Origin of the sequence: Variovorax sp. M-6 (assembly GCF_052114385.1) — a bacterium.
In the GTDB taxonomy this organism is placed as follows: Bacteria; Pseudomonadota; Gammaproteobacteria; order Burkholderiales; family Burkholderiaceae_C; genus Variovorax.
In genome coordinates, this window is record NZ_JBFREQ010000008.1 from 146,184 (window position 1) to 167,435 (window position 21,252).

The window sequence follows — 21,252 nt, forward strand, 5'->3', positions numbered from 1 at the left end:
GCATTGCACCAAATGCTTATATCCAGCGGGCGATCATCGCTTTATGCTGCCGCTGGTCTTCCTGCCCCATGCAGGAGGCGTTCACCCGAAAAACTCTCTGAGGAACCCCATGAGCAAAACTCTCGCCATCATGATTGCCGGTCTGTTCGCCGCGAGCGCCTTCGCGCAAGCCCCCAAGGGCGCCTCGTCGGAAAGCTCTCCCATCATGAACAGCAAGCCGCAGGAGCGTGCCGAAGCCAGGGTCGACGCTCGGCCGCAGGGCAAGGTCAAGGCCGTGGGTGGTGACACTCTGAACACGCCAGAGGGCGGCGCGATCGGCACGGGCAAGGCCGCCGCAGCCGGGCAGAAGCGGGAAGCGACCCGCAATGCCAAGCATCCGAATCGCAAGGTGAATCCGCAGGGCGGCACGCCGAACTGATCCGCGACCTGCCGCCGGAGCGCGGCGTGATGCCGGATGCGCCGACGACGTCCTGGGGCTAGCTCCTGGCGGAAGCGGCTTGCAGCGCGGTCAGCGCCTTGCGAGCCTCCGGCGCGCCGGCGGTTGCCGCCGCGCCCAGGTAGTGCTTCGCGCGGGATGCGTCGCGAGGCACTCCGTCGCCGCTCAGGTACCGCTTGCCGAGCGCGAAAGCGGCCGATGCGTGGCCCCGATCCGCGGCATTGCGAAGCCGCCGGATCCCGCCTTCCAGATCGAACAGCGGGCTCTGCGGCGCCAGGTTGAGGCGGGCCAGCCAGTAGCCTGCTTCGGGCAGTTCGATCCGGGCCAGTTCGCCGCCACCTTCTCGCAGGGCCTGGGGCATCGCATCGGTGTTCATCAGCGCGACCACACGGCCGACGCGTACCAGGGGATCCTGGGGGCGCATGACGGCGGCCTGCTCGAAGAGCTGCACGGCCGCAGGAATGTCCTTCGCGACGCCGTTCGCTCCCAGCACCAGGCGCCAACCGAGCACGATCCGCGCCTCGACATTGCCGGCCGCGGCCTCGCGGCTCAGGCGGGCCATCTCGGGGTACTTGCGCAAGGAGAGGTCGGGCATCGGGTCCGAGCGCCAGGCATTCAGCTCGGCCTTGAAGGCCGAATCGGAGGGCATGCCACGGGCGACCGGCAGCTTGTCGACACCCCACAGCGCACCGAACGTGAGCGCAGCCGCGACCGCCATCGCCAGCGCGCGCACTCGCCAGGAAAACCGGGACTTGTCGATCTGCGCCGTCATGCGCTGCCCGATCTCGGCGGGAAAGCGCTGGCGCAGTTGCCTGCGCACCCTGATCTCGACCGCCGCCCACACGAGCACGCCGCCCCCCAAGGCGGTCCAGGCCGGCGGCCAGCCGACCGGCCAGCGCGCGAACACCATCGCGCAGGCCGCCAGCACCACCAGGCCGATGCAGTAGAGGCCCGGCTCGAACATCTGCGCGGCGAAAAGCTTGCCCACGGCGCCATGGAACGCAGCCGAGGCGCGGTTCACGTAGTCGGCGTCCACCAGGCCCTGAAAGCGCGCCTGTACCGCCTGGTTGGTTGCCTCCAGTCCGCTGGCCTGGGATGCTGCCTCGGCAATGACCAGATTGAGTTCCGACTCGACGAAGAGGCCGGTGGTGTCCAGCAGATCGTCTTCGTGCGTGCGTTTCCAGCGCGACGCCTCGTTCACCGCCTGCTCCAGTCGCTCCAGGTCGCCCAGCAGCAGGTGGCCGGCGACATTGCGGAAGTCGAACACCTGCAGCGTCTTGCCGAAGGCGAGGACGGCGAAGCTCTGGCCTCCGGCCAGCAGGCGCGCGCTGGCGACGTCGATGTGCAGGCGGTAGTCGCTGCGCACGGAGGTGCCGTCGAGCCGCCGGTGAGCGACCGCGTCCAGCGCTCCGTAGTCCGGCAGGCGCGCGGCGTCGATGCGCAGCCGAACCAATGCCTTGGCCTCGCTGTCGGGATGCTCCAGCGCCAGCGATTCGCTCCCTTGCACCTTGCAGGTCAGGTGCCCGACGCAATGGCACCAGCCGGTGGCGGCGCAGCTGCCGCAATTGACCTTGCCGGTCGCGCCGCAGGTCATGCAGTCGTTGTGACCCCGGCCTGCGCAGGAGCCGCAGTTGATCTCGCCGGCGTAGTCGCAGGCGGTGCATTGGACCTTGCCGCCGGAGCAGCTGTAGCAGTTGATCCAGCGCGTCTTGTTCTCGGTGGAGTACGCGCTGCGAACCGGGTCCCAGGTCTGGGTCGAATAGTGCTCGATCTGGCTGCCCCGGCCCTGGCAGGAGGTGCAATCCCTGCGCCGCGTGCCCTGACAGCTGTAGCAGCTGATCTTTCCCCGCGCGCCGCAGCCGTGGCAGGCTTGCTTGCCGTCGCCGGAGCAGGCCGAGCACGACAGCCGGCCATACCCGCCGCAGGCACCGCAGACGAACTCGTAGCCCAGCAATTTGCCGAAGCCGCGCAGCAGGCCGTTGACGGGCAGCAGGCGACGGTATTCCACCGCGTCGAGGGCCGCCCAATGGTCGAGCCGGGCCGGAAGCGCCGTCCTGGCCTCGTCTCGCAGTGTCTTCAAGCCCGCCACCAGGTGCGCGTGGGAGGGCAAGGGCGTCGCGTCCTGGTGCAGCCGGCCGCTGAACTCGGCCGTCTCGATGCCGATCGTCACCTCGTGCACCCGTGTCAGATGGCCGCCCATGCGCGTGAAGGTTTCCGGAACCTCGTCGCGAACGCTGTCGCTTCCAAAGCGCGTGACCGCCTCGACGTGCTGGCCGACGACCCCGGCGACGCGGCCGGCGGGTGCGGCGGGCGCCCGGGGTTGTTCGGTCGGTTCTTCCTCGATGTCTTCCTGGTGATGCGCGGGGCTTGGCGCGCTGTCTGCAACGGTGTTCATGGGAGGGACGGCGCGCGGCCGACTATGATGTCAAGAGGTAACTATTCGTTTCAATCTGTAATGTATCTCGTGTCATTCCGCAGCACTTCGGCGCCTCGCCCGCCTGTCCCCGTCGGTCAGTTCTTCCAGCTCTCTTGCCGACCGGCGGTCTGATGCGGATCGGACGCATGGGCCCACGGGCCGGCGCAGCCGTGCTGGCCATCCTCTGCACCGGATGCGCAGTGCAGCACCAGGCCAACGGCAAGGTCACGATCGGGCTCGACGAAGCCCAGTTGTTCGGGCGGCAGATCGAGGCATTCCGATTGCGCGATGGCTCCACGGGCGCATTGCGCGTGTTGAACGGCGTCTACAGCGTCAAGTTCGACTCTCACGCGCAGGTGGTTCCGGTCGGTCGCGCCTCCACGGCGCGCATCGTGAACACGGCGCAGGTCGGAGACCGCCTGACCGTGCTGGTCGAGAAGGCCGAGCAGGGCTGTGCTTACAAGTACCAGTTCATCACCCTGCGTGGTTCGGAGGTCAACACCTGGGACCTGACCGGCGACTGCCAGACCGTGCCGAACGTGACGCTCGGCGAGGACGGTGCGCAGCGCGTCGATTTCTGGCTGCGCAACCAGGTCAAGCGATTCAAGTACGTGGATGGCCGACTGCTGCGCTTCGACATTCCGATGTCGAGCCTGGTCGCGCCCGACGCCTCGCCGGCACCCGCCACGTCGAGCACGCCGCGAACCGGCGCGAAGAATGCGTCGTCGAGCGGCGCGCCGGCGCGCACGACCCGGAAGACGCCGCCGCCGCGCCAGTCGGCTGGCGTCGAACCATCGGCAGCGCCGCGCCCCGTGGCCACGCCGTCCGTCAAGCCGCCCGTGTCGCCGAAGCTCGAGTTCGGAGCACAGGAAGAGAAGCCGGTTCGCATCGTCCTCGACAAATGAGCGCGCACTCGCCCGGGCTGACGATGAAGAGCATCGTGCGGCTCATCGCCGTGACGGCCGTGTACCTGCTGTTCGAACTGGGATTCAACGCCCGGCTGCTCGATGTCGTGGGCGGCGGCGCATCCGCCGACCAGGTGCATCGCATCGAGATCTACGGGCGCCTGTTGTCGGGAGTCGCGGCGGCGCTGGTCGTTCTCCAGCTGCTGATGCTGCGACGGGCCCGCACCGGTTCGCCGGCCCTGGTCGGCATTGCCTTCTGGTGCCTGGTGACGGTCGGCCTGGTCTACGGCGGGCTGCAGCTGTTCGTGGACACGTTGGTCGCGCGCAGCACGGCGGAGTTCCGCCGGCAATCGCTCAATGTGGTGCTGGTGCAGCAGGCCCTGGTCAAGGGCAGCGCCCAACTGGACGGCCTGGACGACGAGGATCCCGCCCTCTTCGGGCGCCCCGAGGGCAAGGCCTTCCTGGCGCTGTTCCCGGTTCTCGCGAGCTCGGTCGAACGGCTCGAGGAGAAGCTCAGCGACGCCAAGCTGGTCCTGCTGGAGCAGCAGATCGGCCGCGAGCTCCACGGTCCCAAAGGGGCGTTCGAGAAATACGACGCCGCCATGGATGAGGTGCGAAAGCAGTGGTCGTACTACCGCAGCGGCACGTCGCCGGCCCTGGACGCCGAGGTGAGGCGCCAGCAGGACAGCGCCTGGGAGGACTATCGCAACGACCTCGCGCGCCACCGCTGGACGCCGTCGACGGTCCCTGCGCGCTATCGGCAAAGGGTCGTGAACGGCGTGCGCGAGCGGGTGCCGGTTCCGGCGGCATGGCAGCCGGACGACCGGCGGACCTTCTACCGCGCCGTCGAGGGGCGTGTGCGCGACAAGGCGAACGCGGGACGCGACGGGTCGATCCGCGTGCGCGGCCAGCGCGTGCCGCCCGGGCTCGCGTTCGCGGACTTCGTGCTGCACCCGGGTGTGCAGGAGGACCTGCAGGTGCGCCTGGGCGTCCCGGCCAGCATTCAGATCGCTCCGCAGTACGGCTCGTCCGACCAGTTCCGCGCGCAGTTCTACGATCGCCTGCGCCAGGCGCTTGCCAGGCAGGAGATCGGCAAGTACACGGCGCCGGTCCATACATTCGGTCCCGGCGGCATCAACGAGTCACTCGGCCTCGATGCCGCCCGTGCCGCCCTGGTGCCGCCGATCGCGCTGCTGTGCTCTCTGCTGGGCGCGATCGGCCACCTCGGCAAGCTGCTCTACCTTTGCGTCAAGGCCGGCGGAATGGCTGCCGGCGCGAAGGGCGGCACCGCGGTGCGGTCGCGGCTGCTGGGAGCCGCGTGGATCCTCCCCTTCCTCACGATCGGGCTGGTGTGGGCTGCCTTCAGTGTCATGAGCAACAACGTCACCCGCAGCCGGCTCTACACCTACCTGCAGGCCCAGGCCCTGCACACGGAGAGCGGCATGCCCAACGTCGCCGCCATGGTGGCGACGAACGCGATGCATGTCGTGGCGGTGGGCCAGGGGTATGCCTATCCCTTCAACGAAGCCTTGCGCGTGCGGGTGCTGCGAGGCCTCGACTACGGCTACTAGCCGTGGGGCATGGTGGCGAAGCGATCCGGCAAGTTCGGCCCGGACGCATCCGGCGCGGCAGACCGGATCAAACCCGGGCCAGCGAGGTTTCGCGGCTGCGGTCGAGGTCCGCCAGAAGCTCCGGGGTCGTCATGAGGCGCATGGCGTCGACCGCGCAGGAGTCGTCGTCGTCCGACAGGAAGCGGATCTTGAAAGTACCGATCGAGACTTCATCGCCGCTGGCCAGGACGAACGATTGCACCCTGGCGCCATTGACGTAGACCCCGTTGCGGCTGCCCAGGTCGTGGATCGTTGCGAACGGGCCGTCCATCGTGACGACCGCGTGCCGCCGGCTCACCTGCATCGAGTCGAGCGCCACATCGTTGGTCGCAGCCCGGCCGATGGTGGTTTCCCCGGCGAACAGAGCCACCTGCTTGGTCCTGGCAGGACCTTTCATCAGAATCAGTTTCGGCATGCGTCCCCAGCTCCTCCAATCTGTAACACATTATTGTTACATCAAATCGCAGGAAATCTGGATCTGGCCGTGCATGCCAACGCTCAGAGCAACCGGGAGACGATACCGAGGAACATGAACAGGCCTGCGGCCGACATGATCAATGCGATCACGAAAGAAGGCTGCATGATCTTGAAGCTTCGGTCGTGGCGCAGGCTCTTGAGCCGATACCAGTACTCCACCGTGCCCATCACGATGGCGACCGTACCCAGCCCCGTGAGGAACAATCCGACGTTGCGCGCCATGTTGGCGCTGTGCACCGGCCCGCCCTGATGCTGGAAGGCCTCGATGATCTTGTAGATGGTGAAGCCGAAGCTGATCATCGACAGGCCCGTGCGCACCCAGGCCATCAACGAGCGGTCCGCGGCCATCAGGGTGCGATCGACCGCGAGGTCGGTGCGCATCTGCGCAAGCTCGTCCGACGACTTCGCCACGGCCGGACCCGGCGCCGACTTGAGCAAGCTGGGTGAAGGCGTGTCGTTCATGAGGACCTCGTCGGCAATGTCTGCACGCGCCATCGTCACGAGAGTCGGCTTGAGCGGATGGCGAGACTCAAGTCATGGACCCATCCGGATGGGTCGCTGGTGCCCTCGACAGGAATCGAACCTGTATCTGAGTCTTAGGAGGACCCCGTTCTATCCATTGAACTACGAGGACGAGAGCGCCCTGAACTTTACCAGTTCGCCCCGCCGTCCCGCCCCATCTAGTCGAACTGGACGGTGTAGATCAGGTCGATGGCGCTTTGCTGCCCCGCCTGGGCCCGCAGCGTCAGGCGGCGCGTGAGGTCGTAGAAGATGAACAGCGTGCCCAGCGTCCCGCCGAGGCTGCGCTCGTAGGTGATGTAGAAGTCGCGCGCGATGCGCTTGCCGACGGTGACCGTGGATTCCCGCACATCGCCGCCGCTGCCCGGGCCCTTGAAGCCGATTTCGTCGAGGCCGAAGCGGCTCGCCAGTCCGCCGCCGCTGCCGCCGCCGAGGCCGCCGAGCAGCGCCAGCGCGGCCTGCTGCAGCAGCACCGACTCGCCCCCGCTGGTGGCCGAGGCGCGCCCCAGCACCAGCCAGGTGAGGGTCTCCTGGTCCGACAGCTGCGGCTCCGAATAGAGCCGTACGCGTGGCGACTGCGCGGTGCCGGTGATCGCGACGCCGGCACGCTGCGAGATGTTCGGCCGGATCGCGAGGATGTCGAGCTGCGGGTTGTCGAAGGGGCCGTTGAAACGCGCCACGCCGGTCTCGATGTTGAGCGCCTGCCCGTAGGCGCGGTACTGGCCGGCGACGGTGCGGACCTCGCCGGTGATGCGCGGCGGGGCGTTCAAGGCGGTGCTGCGGATGTCGAGCTTGCCCTCCAGGCGGGTCGTGATGCCGCGGCCCTGGACGGCGAAATCGGTGCCGAGGTTGAAGTTCACCGCGATGTCCGGCGGTTTCGCGGTCTGGGCCCGGGCGACTTCCGTCTGGTTCTCGGCCGCCCGGCGCTGCGCCTCTGCCGCGGCTTCCCGATCGATCGCCGCCGAGCGGATCACGACGTCGCTGCCCAGGCTGGGCGCGGTCTGGTCGGGCAGGATGATGACCGCGCGGTCGGTCTTCAGGTCGCCGCGCACAGTGAACTGTCCGTCCGTGAGCCGGGCCTGCAGGTCGCCCGACAGCGTGACCTGGCGATCGGCGCGCACCAGTACGCGCAGCGCGCGCAACTGGGCCTGGACCGACATGCGGATGCCGGTGCCGGCGCCGGCGGCCGGCGCGGCGCCCCAGGCCAGTTCGCCGCGCGCCGAGAGCGTGCCGCCGTCGCGCGCGGCCTCGCTGGCCGCGGTGCTGAGGTTGCCGCTCTGGCCCGGAATGCGCGTCTGGGCCCCGGCGCCGCCCTTGAGGGTGAATTCGCTGATCTCGACCCGGTTGCCCGCGAGCGTGGCCCGCAGCCGGCCGTCGCGCAGGTCCAGCCCCTCGACCAGCGCCCGCAGCGCCAGCTTGTCGGCGCCCAGGGTGCCGTTCCAGCGCGGGTCGCTGCGGCTGCCCGCGAGCGTGGCGTCGGCTTCCAGCGTGCCTGCCACCCGCCAGCCGGGTGGCGCCAGCATCGACCAGACGCCCAGGTTCGGCATCCTCGCCGTGACCCGTCCCGCGAGCGGCGCGTCGTCGGCCCATTGCCAGCCGCCCTGGCGCTGCTGCACGCGCGTGCTCGCCTCGACGCGGATCTCGCCGGCCCGCTCGCTGTCCCAGGCCAGGTTGGCGCGCACGGTGTCGCCCTCGGCGTCCAGCGTGAACTCGGCGCGGCGCAGGCCGGCCGGCGTGCTGGTGCCGGGGCCGGCGGCGTCCATGGTGCGTTCACTGGCTGTTCCTGTCCCATGGCTGTGGATGCGCGTGACCAGGGCGGCCTCGCCGGCCTGGACCCGGAGATCGCCGCTCTCGCGCATCAGGCGGGCCTTTGCGCGCAGCGTGTCGCCGGCGTCGATATCCCATTCGCCGTTGAACAGCAGGTCGCCGCTGAAGCCGACCTGCGCCAGCGTGTTGCCGTTGCCCAGCAGCTCCGCCCAGGCCATCGGCAAGCCCTGCAGCCGGCCCTTGGACTGCAGGCGGAAGGCGCGCCGCGCCTCGCTGCCGGTGCGGCTGAAGCGCAGCGGCTGCCAGTCGATCTTCACCGTGCCGGGCGCCGGGCCCTTGAGGGTCGCGGCCGCCGCGGAGGCTTCCACGTCGAGCCTCGGGCTGTCGCCCGGGACCGTGCGGACCTTGGCGCTGACCGGGCTGGCGAGTTCCAGCACCCACGGCTTGGCGTCGGGACGCGCGCTGTCGAGCGCCTGGATCCGCAGGCTGGCAAGCGTCGCATTCCACTGGTTCCTGCGTTCGATGCCGCCGCTGGCGCGGGTGTCGAGCGTGACCTTGCGGCTGCCGCTGGCGGCGTCGCCTTTCAGGGACAGCGTCGCCTGGGCCAGGCTGCCCGACAGCTCGGCGCGCACCCCGCTCAGGTTGACCGGGTCGGGGGGCGTGCCGGTCTCGGGCGGCGGCAGCTTCAGTTCGAGCTTGGGGACGGTCAGCGTGGCCTGCAGCGTCGGCTCGGGTGCGCCGCGCGGGGCCGGGTCGCCGGCGCTCTGCAGCCGGCGCTGGATCGCCTGCCAGCCCCCGCGCCAGCTGGCGTCGAGCCGCGCGTTGCCTTGCAGCGCCGCGCCGGCGAACAGGCCGTCCAGTTCGGGCAGCGCTTCGATCCAGCGCTGCAGCGCGGCCGCGTCGTCGACCCGGGCCTGGACTTCGCCGCCGCCCGTGGACGGTGCGATGCGGCCATCGATCAGCGCCGTGGCGCCCGGCATGACCAGGTTCAGCCGGCCGCTGGCGGCTTCTTCGTCGACGCGCACCTGCAGCCGGCCCTCGACGCTGGCGCGCTGGGCCTCGATGCGCAGGCTGCGCAGGTCGAGCACCTGGTCCTGCCACCGGCCCTTGGCGAGCGCGCGCTCCAACCGCAGGCCTTGTAGGTCGCCCGCTGCGCCGGCACCGCCCTCGGCCTGCAGCGCGAGGTCGAACTGCAGCGCGTCACCGGCCTGCTCGGCCTGGATGCGGCCGCTCACCGGTGCGCCATCGAGCCGGGTGTGGAGCGCGCCGGGCTTCACGCCGCGCACGGTGGCCTTCGCCTGCCAGGGGGCCGGCGCGGGGCTCCAGCTGCCTTCGGCCTCGATGCGGCCGCCGCCGGCGCGCACGCTCGCCTGCGGCAGTGTCCAGGTGCTGCCGTCGAAGCGGGCGCGGGCTTCGAGCTGCTCGACCGGCAGCTTCGCCTCGTCCCAGGGGCCCGGCAGCGCGTTGCGGATTTGCGCGCTGGCCTGCCAGGCCTGCGCGCCGGCCGTGGCCGTGGCGTCGGGACCGGCCTCGATCTCGCCGCTCAGCAGCGTGGCGGGTGCTTCCGGCCACAGGCGGCCCAGGTCGACGTTCTGCAGCTCGGCCTTGGCGTCGATCACGGGCTGCGGCTGCCAGGGCGCCAGGTGGGCCTGGAGCTGCGCCTGCATCGGCTTGTCCGCGCCTTCCTCGACGGGGCGCAGTTCGGCGGCCACCGCAAGGCGCGCATCCGCGCCGGCCAGCGTGCCCTTGACGCTCGCTTCGGCCCGGACGTCGATGCTGCGGTCCTGCGCCAGCAGCGCCCGCACCCGGCCGTTCAGCGTGGCGTCGATCGCCATCGGCGCCGGCCCCTGGAGGCGGACCTGCGCGCCGTAGTGGCCGTCGGCAACATCGACGCCGGTGATCTCGAGCTGATGGTGCGCGTCGCTGTAGCGGTAGCTGCCTTCGAGCTGGGTCGCCTGCAGGGCAGGGGGGCCGGCCCAGCGCAGGTCGTCGATCTTGAAGGGCAGCTCCACCGCCACCGGCAGAACGAGCTGCTCGAGCGGCTCGACCGGCGTGCTCTCGGCCGGGGTGCGACGCTCGATCACCACCTGCGCCGCATGCACCTCGCCGAGCTGTACCCGGCGCCGCAGCAACGGCGCCAGCCGCCAGCCGATGCGGGCATCCCGGACCTCGACGGCGAGGCTTTCGCTCTCCCAGCGCAGCCAGCCGATGCGCCCGCCGGCGCGCAGCGATCCGGTCACCTCGCGACTCTCCAGCGTCTGTCCGGCCGGCAGGTAGCGTGCCGTGCGGGCCAATGCGAAGGCGAGAGACTGGTCCGACCCCAGCCACCACCAGGCCCCCGCGCCCAGCAGCAGCACCACCGCCACCAGCCCGGTGACCCCCCACGCCAGCGCGCGCAAGGCGCGCTGGCCGCGCGAGCGCCGCACCGCCGGTGCGGGCGTGGTGGCCGTGGTGTCGTCAATCGTCATGGAGCAGGCGAGGTGTGATCTAGAACGTGAAGCCGAGGCGAAGGTGGAACCGGAACTCGTGCACCTGGATGCCGTAGGCCAGGTCCATCTGCACCGGCCCGATCGGGCTGGCCCAGCGTGCGCCGACGCCCACCCCCACCTTGGCCGCCAGGTCGGCGGGCCGGTCGGCCACCGCGCCGACATCGACGAACACGGTGCTCTCCCAGGCGGTCAGCTTGCCGTCGTAGACGAAGGGCCGTTGCCACTCGACGCTTGCCACGCCGAGGTAGCGCCCGGCGATGACCTGGCCGTCGGGCTTGACGGCGCCGATCGATCGGTAGCCGTAGCCGCGCACCGTGGTGTCGCCGCCGGTGAGGAAGTTCAGGGTCGACGGAATCTGGGCACGGTCCGCGGCGCTCACCGCGCCGGCTTCGGCGCGCAGCTGGATGCGGGCGTTGCGGGTCTGCGTTCGGTCGGCGTTGCTCACGGTGCCGGCCGGAACGAATCCGACCCAGCGCACGTAGGTGCGCGTGAAGGGCAACTGCTCGCCGCTCAGCGTGTAGCCGGCGGCCAGTTCGAGCGCAACGCCCTGGCCGCGCGTCGGCGCCGCCGCGTTGTCGAAATAGCGGCCGGTCCAGCCCCAGTTGAGGCTCAGTGCCGAGGCCGATGGCGGCGGATTGAAGCCGTGGTTCTGCGCATAGTCGTACTGCAGAAAGGCGCTGCGGTCGATGTGATCGCCGGCCTGGCTGCGGCCGCCCCGCAGACGGCCGCTGTCGACCGTGAAGCTGCCCGAGACCTCGCTCTTCAGCAGCGCCGACGAGAAGGAGCGCCAGCCGTTGTCGTCGGGGATCGCGCTCCACTCGGTGCCCAGCGATTGCGTGTCGCGGTCGAGCGTGAGCTTCGACACGGCGCGCCAGCCGAGCAGCGGCATGTCGTTGTGCGAGTGGTCGATCGACAGGCGAGCGCCGCTGTCGGTGGTGAAGCCGACGCCCAGCACCACCCGCTGCAGTGGCGCCTCGCGCAGCTGGGCGATCACGGGCGCTGCGAGCGGGTCGGATTGGGTATCGATCGTGAGGAACACCGAGTCGAAGTAGCCGCTGCTCGCCAAGCGTTGCTGGGCGTCGAGCAACTGCTGCTGGTCGTAGTCGGCGCCGGTGGGCACGCGCGCGAGCCGGCGCACGTTGTCGGCGGGGTAGCGCTGGTTGCCGTGCACCACCAGCGGCCCGAAGCGAAAGGCCGGGCCGGAGTCGTAGGTCGCGCTGAGCTTTGCTTCGCTGCGGTCGGCGTCGATCTCGGCCTGGCTCGCCAGAATGCTGCCCGTGGGATAGCGCCTGGCCGTCAGGTTGCGCAGCGCCGCCGCCTTGGCGTTGTCCCAGGCCTGCTGGTTGAACGGCTGGCCCGCGCGCAGCGCCCAGCCGGTTCGTATGGCATCGCGCCGCGACTCGGAGGCGGGGTCCTCCGCGATCGGCCCGGTGAAGCCGATCTGGACGTTGCTCACCTGCGTGATCGGGCCGGGCTCGACCGTGATCCTCACCTCCCGCGGCGCCTTGCCGCCGGGCGTATCGCGGAGTTCGAGCGTGAGGGTCGGCGTGAAATAGCCGAGGGTATTGAGCAGCTCGCGCGCGTTGGCTTCGGCGGCGACCATCAGCCGCGAGATCTCGATCGCGCCGAGATCGTCGACCTGGCGGAAGCGCTGGATCTCCAGATGGCGCTCGAGGTAGTCGCGCACCGTGCCTGGCGCCTGGACGTCGACCGTGAAGGCCTCGCCGGCCGCCCGGCCTTCACTCGCCACGGGGCTGGCGGTCGCGTCCGATTCTGCTGCGTCCTTCGTGGGCAACAGACTGCAACCTGGCAAAAAGAGAACAGCTGCAAACAACAACGCCGGCAACCATGCCGGCGCAAGAGATCGGACCACCCAAAGCATGCGGCGATTCTGACAGCATGCTCAAGGGCTTCCGGACGCCCTGACGACCCGCTCCGCTCAGTGCCGAACGACCTTTCGCGCCAGCGACCACAGCAGCGGCGGCGTGAGCATTCGGGCGAAGGCCTTGACCTGGTCGATCCGGTACTTCTGCATGAAGACGGTGCCGGCTTCGACGCCGTGCTGCTTGCCGGCGAGCGGGCTGGTGTAGTAGTAGGCCGCGACCGATCGGCGCGGGCGTCCGTCGGGCGCCTGCAGCGGCTGGGTATGGCCGTGGTAGCTGGCGGGGCCGTGCGGCAGCAGGATCGTGCGGCCGAATTCGGGTTGCACGTTGCTGACGCAGCGCTTCTTGCTCTTGTCCCAGAGTTCCAGCGCCGAGCCCCAGGCCGGATCCCAGCCCTTGTTGAGGTAGGTGATGAAGACCATCTCGTTCTTCAGGCCCAGGTGGGGATGGCGGTCGAAGTCCCGGTGGATGGCGAAGGTGGCCCCGGTCCTGCTCTCGTGCAGCCCGCCGCCGAACAGCTTGGGATCGGGCAGCAGATAGGGGACGCCGCTGATCGAGGACAGCCATTCGCAGAACCAGCCCGAATTGAGGAGGTCGAAATAGAGTTGCGTGGCCGGGCCCAGCTGGACGTTGAAGCCGGAGCGCCGAAGCAGCTCGTACCTGCTCTTGACGTCTGCCCAGTTCTCCCGCGGCAGCAGGTCGAACTCTTCGGCCACGAGGTCGAGCAGCACTGGATGAAAGATGCCGTCCAGGACCAGGTGCGGAAACGGCTTGGCGTCGTGCAGTTGCTGGCGCAGGCCGTCGCGTCGCTCGGCGGAGAACAGCGTGTGGTCGACGAGCTCGGCCAGCGGCAGACGCACTCCCCGGATGCAGAGAAAGTCTTCTTGCGGCACCGACAGGGCAGCCAGCGACAACATCGGTATCGGTTGCGCATGAACCGGGATGTCGACGTGATGCGACAGCAAGGCAGACATGATCCCCTCCGAAACGTGGGGTGGATGACTTTTGAATCTTTAAGTGTTAACTGTAACGTAAAGATTCTGTTTCTGCACTTTTTCTTGCGTGCGCCGTTGGCGCTGCCGGGTTCCCCCGGCCAGGAGCTACTTCGAGAGCATCCGCATGGCGTCCTCGAGGCCGCGAAGCGTCAATGGGTACATCCGGTGGGACACCAGCTGCTGCATCACCGCGATGCTCTGGCGGTACTGCCAGACGCCCTGGGGCTCGGGGTTGATCCAGGCGAATTTCGGGAAGGCGTGCGTCAGCCGCTGCATCCACTCGGCACCGGCCTCTTCGTTGTTGTACTCGACGCTGCCGCCCGGCTGCAGGATCTCGTACGGGCTCATGGTGGCGTCGCCGACGAAGATCAGCTTGTAGTCCTTGTTGTACTTGCGGATGATGTCCCAGGTCGCGAACTTCTCGGAGAAGCGGCGGCGGTTGTTCTTCCACATGAAGTCGTAGACGCAGTTGTGGAAGTAATAGAACTCCAGGTGCTTGAACTCGGTCTTGACGGCCGAGAACAGCTCCTCGACGCGCTGGATGTGCTCGTCCATCGTGCCGCCGACGTCCATCAGCAGCAGCACCTTGACGTTGTTGTGGCGCTCGGGGCGCATCTTGATGTCGAGGTAGCCGGCATTGGCCGCGGTCGAGTGGATGGTGTCGTCGAGGTCCAGCTCTTCTTCGTGGCCCTCGCGCGCGAACTTGCGCAGGCGCCGCAAGGCGATCTTGATGTTGCGCGTGCCGAGTTCCTGGGTGTCGTCGTAGTCCTTGTAGGCACGCTGGTCCCAGACCTTGACCGCGCTCTTGTTCTTGCCGGCGCCGCCGATGCGCACGCCTTGCGGGTTGTAGCCGCCATGGCCGAAGGGCGAGGTGCCGCCGGTGCCGATCCACTTGTTGCCGCCTTCGTGGCGCTCCTTCTGCTCCTCGAAGCGCTTCTTGAGCGTCTCCATGAGCTCGTCCCAGCCCATCTTCTCGATCTTGGCCTTCTCCTCGGCCGTGAACTCGCGCTCGAGTGTCTTGCGCAGCCAGTCGAGCGGCACTTCCTTGGTGAAGTCGGCCAGCATCTCGACGCCCTTGAAGTAGGCGGCGAAGGCGCGGTCGAACTTGTCGTAGTGCTTCTCGTCCTTCACCAGCGCGGTGCGCGAGAGGTAGTAGAAGTCGTCGAGGCCGAAGGCGCCGTCGGAATTGGGGCCGACCACGTCGGCCTGCAGCGCCTCCAGCAGCGTCAGGTATTCCTTGACCGATACCGGCAGCTTGGCCGAACGCAGGGTGTAGAAGAAGTCGATCAGCATGGCGAGTCACTCCCGGTCGGAAGCAGGGGTGCGAGGCTTGTCCAGCAGGTAGAGCAACTGCGCCCGCACTTCGGGCCATTCGCCCGAGCGCAGGCTGTACATCACGGTGTCGCGGATGGTGCCGTCGCGGCGCATCGCATGGCCGCGGATCACGCCGTCCTTGCGGGCACCGAGGCGCTCGATCGCGCGCTGCGAGGCATGGTTGAAGTTGTCGGTGCGCCAGCCCACCACCTGGCAGCCCAGGGCGTCGAAGGCGTGCGTGAGCATCAGCAGCTTGCAGGTGGTGTTGACGTGCGTGCGCTGGCAGCGCCTGGCGTACCAGGTGTAGCCGATCTCGACCCGCTTCACAGCGGCCAGGATGTCGTGGAAGCTGGTGCTGCCGAGCACCGTGCCGCTGGCTTCGTCGGTGACGGCGAAGGCGAAGCGGTTGCCGTCCTCGCGCATCTTCAGTGCCGCCTCGATGTAGCCGCGCGTGTCCTTGGGTTCGGGCACCGAGGTCACCCGGAGGTTCCAGAGCTCACCGTCGGCGGCGGCGGCGCGCAGGCCGTCCTCGTGGGCCAGCGACAGCGGCACCAGCGCGATGCCGCGCGACCTGAGCGTGACGGGCTCGACGAATGCCATCCTCAACTCCTCGGAGAACCGTATTTGCGTGTGTACCAGGCGCGGGCGAGCTGCGCGCCGCCGCCGCCGCCGAGGCCGATCAGCAGGATGCCGAAGATGGCGTTGTTGGTGTAGCCGCCCGGACCGAAGGCATCGAGGCCCAGCGCGAGTCCGAGCCAGCGGCCCAGCAACGCGCCGGCGATGAACAGCACCGCCTGCGCGACACCGAGCAGCATCAGTTGCCTGGTCGGGTGACGACCGCTGTTCATTGCTGCCCGCTCATCGATTGTTGCGCTGCATGAACACGAGCTTCTCGAACAAGGTCACGTCCTGCTCGTTCTTGAGCAGCGCGCCGACCAGCGGCGGCACCGCGACCTTGTCGTCCTTGCTCTGCAGCGCCTCCAGCGGAATGTCCTCGGCCACCAGCAGCTTGAGCCAGTCGAGCAGTTCGGAGGTCGACGGCTTCTTCTTGAGACCGGGCAGGTTGCGCACGTCGTAGAAGGTCTTCATGGCCGTGATCAGGAGCTCCTGCTTGAGGCCGGGGAAGTGCACCGCGACGATGCTCTTCATCGTTTCCGCGTCGGGGAACTTGATGTAGTGGAAGAAGCAGCGGCGCAGGAAGGCGTCGGGCAGCTCCTTCTCGTTGTTGGAGGTGATGAAGACCACCGGCCGGTGCTTGGCGCGGATCAGCTCGCGGGTCTCGTAGCAGTAGAACTCCATGCGGTCGATCTCGCGCAAGAGATCGTTCGGGAATTCGATGTCGGCCTTGTCGATCTCGTCGATCAGGAGCGCCACCGGTTCGTCCGCGGTGAAGGCCTGCCACAGCACGCCCTTGACGATGTAGTTGTGGATGTCCTTCACGCGCTCGTCGCCGAGTTGCGAGTCGCGCAGGCGGCTCACGGCGTCGTATTCGTACAGGCCCTGCTGCGCCTTGGTGGTCGACTTGATGTGCCACTGGAGCAGCGGCAGGTTGAGGGCCTGGGCCACTTCCTCGGCCAGCATCGTCTTGCCGGTGCCGGGCTCGCCCTTGACGAGCAGGGGGCGTTTGAGCGTGATGGCGGCATTGACCGCGAGCATCAGATCCTGAGTGGCAACGTAGTTGTCTGAACCCTTGAATTTCATGGATTGGCGTGGTGCGGAGGGTGGTTGAAAGAACACAACATCGATTCTTCGTCCGCGGGGGCCGCGAGGAGCCCCCATATAATCAAATGTTGATTTGAAACAAGTTTCTCCACGAGATTGTGCGCGCAAAATGAACAAGTTGTTGACCACGATGTTTGCCCTGGCTGTCGCCTGCGTGACGGTCTCGGCCCAGGCCCAGAAGATCACCGGCAACGCTGAAGCCGGGGCCAAGAAGACCGCGATGTGCGTGGGCTGCCACGGCATCATCGGCTACCAGGCGAGCTTTCCCGAGATCCACAAGGTGCCGATGATCGCGGGCCAGAGCGCCAGCTACATCGTCTCCGCGCTCACGCAGTACAAGGGCGGCGAGCGCAAGCACCCGACCATGCGCGCCATCGCCGACTCGCTGAGCGAGCAGGACATGGCCGACCTCGGCGCCTACTACGGCCAGCTCGGCCTGAAGGAGGGCGACGCGCCGCCGGCCGCCGCCAAGGCACCGAGCGACAAGGTCCAGGCCCTGATCTCGCGCGACAAGGACAACGCCTGCACCAAGTGCCATGGCGCCAACTTCAACACGCCCAACGACGGCACCGTGCCGAAGCTCGCGGGCCAGTACGCCGACTACCTCTACGTGGCGCTCAAGTCGTACAAGGCGCAGAACCATGCCCAGCTCGGCCGTTCGAACGGCGTGATGAGCGGACAGGCCAAGAAGTACACCAACCCCGAGATCAAGGAACTCGCGACCTACATCAGCTCGCTGCCCGGCGAACTGAAGACGGTGCCGGAGTCGCGCTTCCACCACGCCGACTGAACGGCCTGGCGCCAGTTGAAAAGCCCGCTTCGCGCGGGCTTTTTGCTTTGTGACTGTGCGCGGTGCTCAGGCCGGCGCCGGCCGCCAGCGCGGCGAAGTCCGCGCTTCGCGCAGACGGGCGGCCTGCTGACTCCCCCTCGGGGGGCAGCGACCCACACGCAGTGGGGGAGCGTGGGGGCATCAGTCCCGCGTGGCGCGGCGCTGGACGCAGGCCACGTAGGCCTCGCCGTCGGGCGGGCGGCCGGCGCGCTGGCTCTCCCACATCATCTGGCCCAGGCACTCCATCGCCTCGTGGTGGGCGTCGAGCAGCGAGTCGCGGCGCGCCGCCAGCAGCTCGACCGCCTGGCGGATGCCGCGCGGCTGGTCGATCGAGCACTGCTCGCTGATCGACAGGTGCATCGACAGGTGCAGGAAGGGGTTCTCGCGCCCGTCCTTGCCGTCGTAGACGCGGGCCACCGCGGCATCGCCATCGGCCAGGTCGGCGTGGTATTCGGGGTGCTCGTCGATCCAGCGGCTGGCAATGATCTCGAGCGCTTCCATCGGCTCGCCGCGGCGGCTCTTGGCGAAGACGTCGCAAAAGAAGCGACGCACTTCCTCTTGGGAGGGATTGAACATCCGCCGAGATTAGCACCGGCCCCACAGGCCGGCGCCGGGCCGCTACATTGCGAAGCCATGGACCGCCTCGAAAACATAGAGACATTCGTTCGCGTCGCGCAGACCCAGAGCTTCGCCGAGGCCGCGCGGCAGATGCGGGTGTCGAAGTCGGTGGTCACCAGCCGCGTGAAGCAGCTCGAGGACCATGTCGGCGCGCCGCTGTTCCACCGCAGCACGCGCGTGGTGCGGCTCAGCGACGTCGGCCAGGCCTTCCTGCGCGACTGCACCGAGCTGGTCGGCCGGGCCAACGACATCATGGACCAGATGCGCGACGCCCGGGCCGGGCCCACCGGCACGCTGCGCATCCATGCGCTGACCGGCTTCGTGCTCGGCCACTTCGCGGCGCTGCTGCGCGCGTTCCAGGTCAGCTTTCCGGACATCCATCTGGAGCTGATCGTGAGCGATGCGGTGGTCGACCCGGTCAAGGCCGGCGTGGATTGCGCGCTGCAGATCTTCCCGGCGGCGTCCACCGAACTGGTGTCGCGGCCGCTGTTCCCGGTGCGCCGCGTCTTCTGCGCCACGCCCGAGTACCTGGCTGCGCACGGCATGCCCCAGAGCCCGCGCGATCTTCACAAGCACGCGCTGGGCCTCTATTCGGGCTATCCGACGCGCGACCGCTGGACCTTTCACCACGGCGGCGAACAGGTGACGATTTATATGAGCGCCGCCTTGCTCACCAACAGCGTCCACCTGCTGCGCGAGTACGCGCTGGAGCACGCCGGCATCGTCTGCCTGCCGACGCTGGTGGCGGGCGACGCCATCCTGCGCGGCGACCTGCAGGTCGTGCTGCCGGCGCACCAGCTGTCTTCGTTCTCATTGAGCGCGGTCTACGCGGGCACCTCGCGCAACGCGTTCAAGCTCAGGCTCTTCATCGAGCACATCACGGCGGCCTTCGCGAAGGTGCCGCCCTGGGACGCCGCGATGATCGAGCGAGGGCTGCTGCCGCCGGGATTGATCGCCGACGGCTAGGCGATCGCGGGTAAACCCTGCGCATTGACCGGATTCTCCGAACAATGCGGCCCGGATTTGAGGCCTACCGGAGCGGCCCGCCGTTTCCTACAGTCCATTCATCGCAGTCCATCGCTGCAGTTTGGCACCTGAGGAGACACACCATGACCGCTGCCTACCAGACCCGCTTCGGGTCCCTCAAGCACTTCGAGAAAGGCCACGTCGAGCCGATCGCCGACGACGTGCGCCACTACGCGTTTTCCAACTGCTTCGAGATCGCGGGCAAGAGCAAGCCCTACGAGAAGGTGGTGTTCGGCCAGAACCAGATCTACGTGCTGGAGACGCTGCGCGCCGAAGGCACGTCGCCCTGGTACACCAGCGCGCACGACGAGTTCGCGCTGGTGATGGATGGCGAGGTCGAGGTGCACCTGGTCCAGCTCGATGCCAGCCAGACCGTGGCCGACGCGGAGAAGAACGGCGCCGTGCTCGTGAAGGGCGAACCCAAGGGCCCGAAGATGGGCTGGATGAAGCTGTCGCGCGGCCACCAGGGCCTGCTGCCGAAGAACAGCGCCTACCAGTTCCGCACCGCGGGCGCGCCCGGCGTGATCGTGCTGCAGACCTGCAAGGGCGACCTGTCCGTCGAGAAGTGGGCCGACATCTGCCAGACGCACTGAGACATCGAGGAGCACCGCCATGAACGCACCCGCAGAACTCGCCAAGGTCATCGCGTCGCAGCCCGACGCCACGCTGGGCTACAAGGACTTCTCGCTCGGCAGCTTTGGCTTCCGGCGCGACGAGTATTTCGCCCACGTCACCTGGAAGACCCGCGACGGCCGGCCGATGAGCCACACGCTGGACGTCGGCAACTACCTGCGCGCCCTGATGCGGGACGTCGCCTGGGGCTTCTTCTACGGCTGGGTCAATTTCGACGACGTGATCGGCACCGTCAACCACTACCAGTCGGTCGACCTCTATGCCGGCAGCTTCAACGGCACCATGAAGGAAGCCGGCATCGACCTGCTCGAGAATTTCCCGACGGCGCAGATCCGCGCCACCTTCGAGGCCATGCTCGACGACTGGACCAACGAGAGCTTCGACCCCTTCTCCGCGCCGCAGGAGACCGGTTCGCCCTACGGCCGCAAGAAGGGCAACAACACGGCCAAGATCACCCGGGCGCGCGAGCTGGCGACCCGCTGTGTCGGCTTGAAGGGCGATCTCGACCTGCGCAGCGACGCGCGCGGCGCGCCGATCAACCGCGCCTTCGCCGACGTGCCGCAGGGCGAGCCCGAACTGCACCCCGAGCCCGGCTTCGAGAACGACGTGCACGCCTTCAACCTGTTCGGCTTCCTGAGCCGCTCGCAGGTGACCTGGAACCCGAGCTTCACCTCGGTCGTCAAGCACAGCTACATGTGCCCGACCACGGAGGAGCACATCCTGCCGATCATCCACGGCAACGACCGCGTCGAGTGGTTCTTCCAGATGACCGACGAGATCCACTGGGACTGCGGCGACAAGAACACCGGCCGGCCGATGGCGCGCGTGATCATGAAGGCCGGCGACATGGCCGCCATGCCCGCCTATTGCCGCCATCAGGGCTTCAGCCCCAAGCGCTCGATGCTGCTGGTCTGGGAGAACGGCTCGCCCAGCCTGGTCTACGAGATCCAGAAGGGCGAGAGCCCCGAGATCCCGGTTCAGTTCTAGGACATGTGCAAGGGCTGCGCGGGAGGCCGCGCAGCCCTCGCCACGAGGAGACGACGCGTGTGGCAGGCCGCGACCGGCCCGGTGCCGGTGCGGCGTCGCGCCGCGGACGACCCGCATGGACTCAAGCGAAGAAGGAGACACACCATGGCACTCACCCGTCAACTCATGACCGACGAGCAACGCAAGTCGGTGGCGCTCGAATACCTCAAGGCCTACGACAACGGCGGCGTCACCTCCACCGGCGACTCGATCCTCGACCTGTTCGCGGATGACGCGCAGGTGTACTTCCCCAAGTGGGGCCTGGCGACCGGCAAGGAGCAGATCGGCAAGCTGTTCGGCGACGTGGGCGGTCGCGGCAAATCCATCCGGCACGACTACGCGGGCTTCAACTGGATCATGACGCACACCGACCTGTTCGCCTGCGAAGGCACGAGCTTCGGCGAACACGCGGACGGCCCGTGGCGCGCGGGCGTGCCCGAGTGGGGCGCCGGCCGCTGGTGCGATGTGTTCGAGGTGCGCGACTGGCTGATCCAGCGCTGCTTCATCTACCTCGACCCGGACTACGCCGGGAAGGACACCGCGCGATATCCCTGGCTGGCCGGCCAGACCCAATGACCCTCGAAAAG

19 protein-coding genes and 1 tRNA gene are annotated in these 21,252 nt (G+C 68.3%); 8 read left to right on the forward strand and 12 right to left on the reverse strand.

Features of this window, described 5'->3' with window-relative positions:
- The first annotated feature begins 109 nt into the window (after positions 1-109).
- Complete coding sequence (locus tag AB4Z46_RS11810; RefSeq protein ID WP_442283679.1) at positions 110-418, forward strand: cell envelope biogenesis protein TolA; 309 nt, start codon at positions 110-112, stop codon at positions 416-418.
- Between the two features lie 58 nt (positions 419-476).
- Here the strand turns inward: AB4Z46_RS11810 and AB4Z46_RS11815 are convergent, their stop codons facing one another.
- Positions 477-2,831 (reverse strand): hypothetical protein, encoded by a 2,355-nt coding sequence (locus AB4Z46_RS11815; protein ID WP_442283680.1) that lies wholly within the window; start codon positions 2,829-2,831, stop codon positions 477-479.
- 167 nt (positions 2,832-2,998) lie between these two features.
- On the opposite strand from AB4Z46_RS11815, the gene AB4Z46_RS11820 reads away from it, so the two are divergent.
- Entirely contained in the window at positions 2,999-3,757 is a 759-nt protein-coding gene (locus AB4Z46_RS11820; protein WP_442283681.1) for a hypothetical protein, read from the forward strand.
- Entirely contained in the window at positions 3,754-5,328 is a 1,575-nt protein-coding gene (locus tag AB4Z46_RS11825) for a hypothetical protein (protein WP_442283682.1), read from the forward strand. The genes AB4Z46_RS11820 and AB4Z46_RS11825 overlap by 4 nt, the downstream gene beginning before the upstream one ends.
- A gap of 67 nt (positions 5,329-5,395) precedes the next feature.
- Here AB4Z46_RS11825 and AB4Z46_RS11830 read toward each other — a convergent pair whose 3' ends face one another.
- The 10 genes from AB4Z46_RS11830 to AB4Z46_RS11875 form a co-directional block, all read right to left on the reverse strand.
- Positions 5,396-5,782: an FHA domain-containing protein gene (locus AB4Z46_RS11830; protein ID WP_442283683.1), complete on the reverse strand. Its 387-nt coding sequence runs from the start codon at positions 5,780-5,782 to the stop codon at positions 5,396-5,398.
- Between the two features lie 83 nt (positions 5,783-5,865).
- A complete protein-coding gene (locus AB4Z46_RS11835) occupies positions 5,866-6,306 on the reverse strand; it encodes a YidH family protein (RefSeq protein ID WP_442283684.1) in 441 nt (146 codons plus the stop codon).
- Positions 6,307-6,403: 97 nt separating this feature from the next.
- Positions 6,404-6,478 (reverse strand) — tRNA-Arg (locus AB4Z46_RS11840).
- 46 nt (positions 6,479-6,524) lie between these two features.
- Positions 6,525-10,598 carry a translocation/assembly module TamB domain-containing protein gene (locus tag AB4Z46_RS11845; protein WP_442283685.1) on the reverse strand — a complete coding sequence of 1,358 codons (4,074 nt, stop codon included), beginning with the start codon at positions 10,596-10,598 and terminating at the stop codon, positions 6,525-6,527.
- A 19-nt stretch (positions 10,599-10,617) separates the two neighbouring features.
- Positions 10,618-12,501 carry an autotransporter assembly complex protein TamA gene (locus tag AB4Z46_RS11850; protein WP_442283686.1) on the reverse strand — a complete coding sequence of 628 codons (1,884 nt, stop codon included), beginning with the start codon at positions 12,499-12,501 and terminating at the stop codon, positions 10,618-10,620.
- A 57-nt stretch (positions 12,502-12,558) separates the two neighbouring features.
- Complete coding sequence (locus tag AB4Z46_RS11855) at positions 12,559-13,476, reverse strand: 2OG-Fe(II) oxygenase (RefSeq protein WP_442283687.1); 918 nt, start codon at positions 13,474-13,476, stop codon at positions 12,559-12,561.
- A gap of 126 nt (positions 13,477-13,602) precedes the next feature.
- The gene (locus tag AB4Z46_RS11860; protein ID WP_442283688.1) at positions 13,603-14,790 is read right to left on the reverse strand and encodes a vWA domain-containing protein; all 1,188 of its coding nucleotides are present in this window, start codon (positions 14,788-14,790) and stop codon (positions 13,603-13,605) included.
- A gap of 6 nt (positions 14,791-14,796) precedes the next feature.
- Positions 14,797-15,411 carry a GNAT family N-acetyltransferase gene (locus tag AB4Z46_RS11865; RefSeq protein ID WP_442283689.1) on the reverse strand — a complete coding sequence of 205 codons (615 nt, stop codon included), beginning with the start codon at positions 15,409-15,411 and terminating at the stop codon, positions 14,797-14,799.
- A 2-nt stretch (positions 15,412-15,413) separates the two neighbouring features.
- Positions 15,414-15,659 (reverse strand): hypothetical protein, encoded by a 246-nt coding sequence (locus AB4Z46_RS11870; protein WP_442283690.1) that lies wholly within the window; start codon positions 15,657-15,659, stop codon positions 15,414-15,416.
- A gap of 10 nt (positions 15,660-15,669) precedes the next feature.
- Positions 15,670-16,512: an AAA family ATPase gene (locus tag AB4Z46_RS11875; RefSeq protein WP_442283691.1), complete on the reverse strand. Its 843-nt coding sequence runs from the start codon at positions 16,510-16,512 to the stop codon at positions 15,670-15,672.
- Positions 16,513-16,642: 130 nt separating this feature from the next.
- On the opposite strand from AB4Z46_RS11875, the gene AB4Z46_RS11880 reads away from it, so the two are divergent.
- Positions 16,643-17,323 carry a c-type cytochrome gene (locus tag AB4Z46_RS11880; RefSeq protein WP_442283692.1) on the forward strand — a complete coding sequence of 227 codons (681 nt, stop codon included), beginning with the start codon at positions 16,643-16,645 and terminating at the stop codon, positions 17,321-17,323.
- Positions 17,324-17,503: 180 nt separating this feature from the next.
- On the opposite strand, the gene AB4Z46_RS11885 is transcribed toward AB4Z46_RS11880, so the two are convergent.
- Positions 17,504-17,938: a DUF1841 family protein gene (locus AB4Z46_RS11885; RefSeq protein ID WP_442283693.1), complete on the reverse strand. Its 435-nt coding sequence runs from the start codon at positions 17,936-17,938 to the stop codon at positions 17,504-17,506.
- A 57-nt stretch (positions 17,939-17,995) separates the two neighbouring features.
- Between AB4Z46_RS11885 and AB4Z46_RS11890 the strand changes: the two genes are divergently transcribed.
- From AB4Z46_RS11890 to AB4Z46_RS11905, 4 genes are all read left to right on the forward strand, one after another.
- Positions 17,996-18,946 carry a LysR family transcriptional regulator gene (locus tag AB4Z46_RS11890; RefSeq protein ID WP_442283694.1) on the forward strand — a complete coding sequence of 317 codons (951 nt, stop codon included), beginning with the start codon at positions 17,996-17,998 and terminating at the stop codon, positions 18,944-18,946.
- Positions 18,947-19,089: 143 nt separating this feature from the next.
- Positions 19,090-19,599, forward strand: coding sequence for a hydroxyquinol 1,2-dioxygenase (locus AB4Z46_RS11895; RefSeq protein WP_442283695.1), 510 nt, complete (start codon positions 19,090-19,092; stop codon positions 19,597-19,599).
- A gap of 19 nt (positions 19,600-19,618) precedes the next feature.
- Positions 19,619-20,626 carry a hydroxyquinol 1,2-dioxygenase gene (locus tag AB4Z46_RS11900; RefSeq protein WP_442283696.1) on the forward strand — a complete coding sequence of 336 codons (1,008 nt, stop codon included), beginning with the start codon at positions 19,619-19,621 and terminating at the stop codon, positions 20,624-20,626.
- Between the two features lie 144 nt (positions 20,627-20,770).
- Positions 20,771-21,241, forward strand: a complete 471-nt coding sequence (locus tag AB4Z46_RS11905; protein WP_442283697.1) for a nuclear transport factor 2 family protein — start codon at positions 20,771-20,773, stop codon at positions 21,239-21,241.
- Positions 21,242-21,252: the final 11 nt, after the last annotated feature.

Excerpts from the sequence above, each read along its gene's own strand:
- AB4Z46_RS11810 (WP_442283679.1), top strand. The coding sequence starts at position 110 with ATGAGCAAAACTCTCGCCATCATGATTGCCGGTCTGTTCGCCGCGAGC.
- AB4Z46_RS11815 (WP_442283680.1), bottom strand. The coding sequence starts at position 2,831 with ATGAACACCGTTGCAGACAGCGCGCCAAGCCCCGCGCATCACCAGGAA.
- AB4Z46_RS11820 (WP_442283681.1), top strand. The coding sequence starts at position 2,999 with ATGGGCCCACGGGCCGGCGCAGCCGTGCTGGCCATCCTCTGCACCGGA.
- AB4Z46_RS11825 (WP_442283682.1), top strand. The coding sequence starts at position 3,754 with ATGAGCGCGCACTCGCCCGGGCTGACGATGAAGAGCATCGTGCGGCTC.
- AB4Z46_RS11830 (WP_442283683.1), bottom strand. The coding sequence starts at position 5,782 with ATGCCGAAACTGATTCTGATGAAAGGTCCTGCCAGGACCAAGCAGGTG.
- AB4Z46_RS11835 (WP_442283684.1), bottom strand. The coding sequence starts at position 6,306 with ATGAACGACACGCCTTCACCCAGCTTGCTCAAGTCGGCGCCGGGTCCG.
- AB4Z46_RS11845 (WP_442283685.1), bottom strand. The coding sequence starts at position 10,598 with ATGACGATTGACGACACCACGGCCACCACGCCCGCACCGGCGGTGCGG.
- AB4Z46_RS11850 (WP_442283686.1), bottom strand. The coding sequence starts at position 12,501 with ATGCTTTGGGTGGTCCGATCTCTTGCGCCGGCATGGTTGCCGGCGTTG.
- AB4Z46_RS11855 (WP_442283687.1), bottom strand. The coding sequence starts at position 13,476 with ATGTCTGCCTTGCTGTCGCATCACGTCGACATCCCGGTTCATGCGCAA.
- AB4Z46_RS11860 (WP_442283688.1), bottom strand. The coding sequence starts at position 14,790 with ATGCTGATCGACTTCTTCTACACCCTGCGTTCGGCCAAGCTGCCGGTA.
- AB4Z46_RS11865 (WP_442283689.1), bottom strand. The coding sequence starts at position 15,411 with ATGGCATTCGTCGAGCCCGTCACGCTCAGGTCGCGCGGCATCGCGCTG.
- AB4Z46_RS11870 (WP_442283690.1), bottom strand. The coding sequence starts at position 15,659 with ATGAACAGCGGTCGTCACCCGACCAGGCAACTGATGCTGCTCGGTGTC.
- AB4Z46_RS11875 (WP_442283691.1), bottom strand. The coding sequence starts at position 16,512 with ATGAAATTCAAGGGTTCAGACAACTACGTTGCCACTCAGGATCTGATG.
- AB4Z46_RS11880 (WP_442283692.1), top strand. The coding sequence starts at position 16,643 with ATGAACAAGTTGTTGACCACGATGTTTGCCCTGGCTGTCGCCTGCGTG.
- AB4Z46_RS11885 (WP_442283693.1), bottom strand. The coding sequence starts at position 17,938 with ATGTTCAATCCCTCCCAAGAGGAAGTGCGTCGCTTCTTTTGCGACGTC.
- AB4Z46_RS11890 (WP_442283694.1), top strand. The coding sequence starts at position 17,996 with ATGGACCGCCTCGAAAACATAGAGACATTCGTTCGCGTCGCGCAGACC.
- AB4Z46_RS11895 (WP_442283695.1), top strand. The coding sequence starts at position 19,090 with ATGACCGCTGCCTACCAGACCCGCTTCGGGTCCCTCAAGCACTTCGAG.
- AB4Z46_RS11900 (WP_442283696.1), top strand. The coding sequence starts at position 19,619 with ATGAACGCACCCGCAGAACTCGCCAAGGTCATCGCGTCGCAGCCCGAC.
- AB4Z46_RS11905 (WP_442283697.1), top strand. The coding sequence starts at position 20,771 with ATGGCACTCACCCGTCAACTCATGACCGACGAGCAACGCAAGTCGGTG.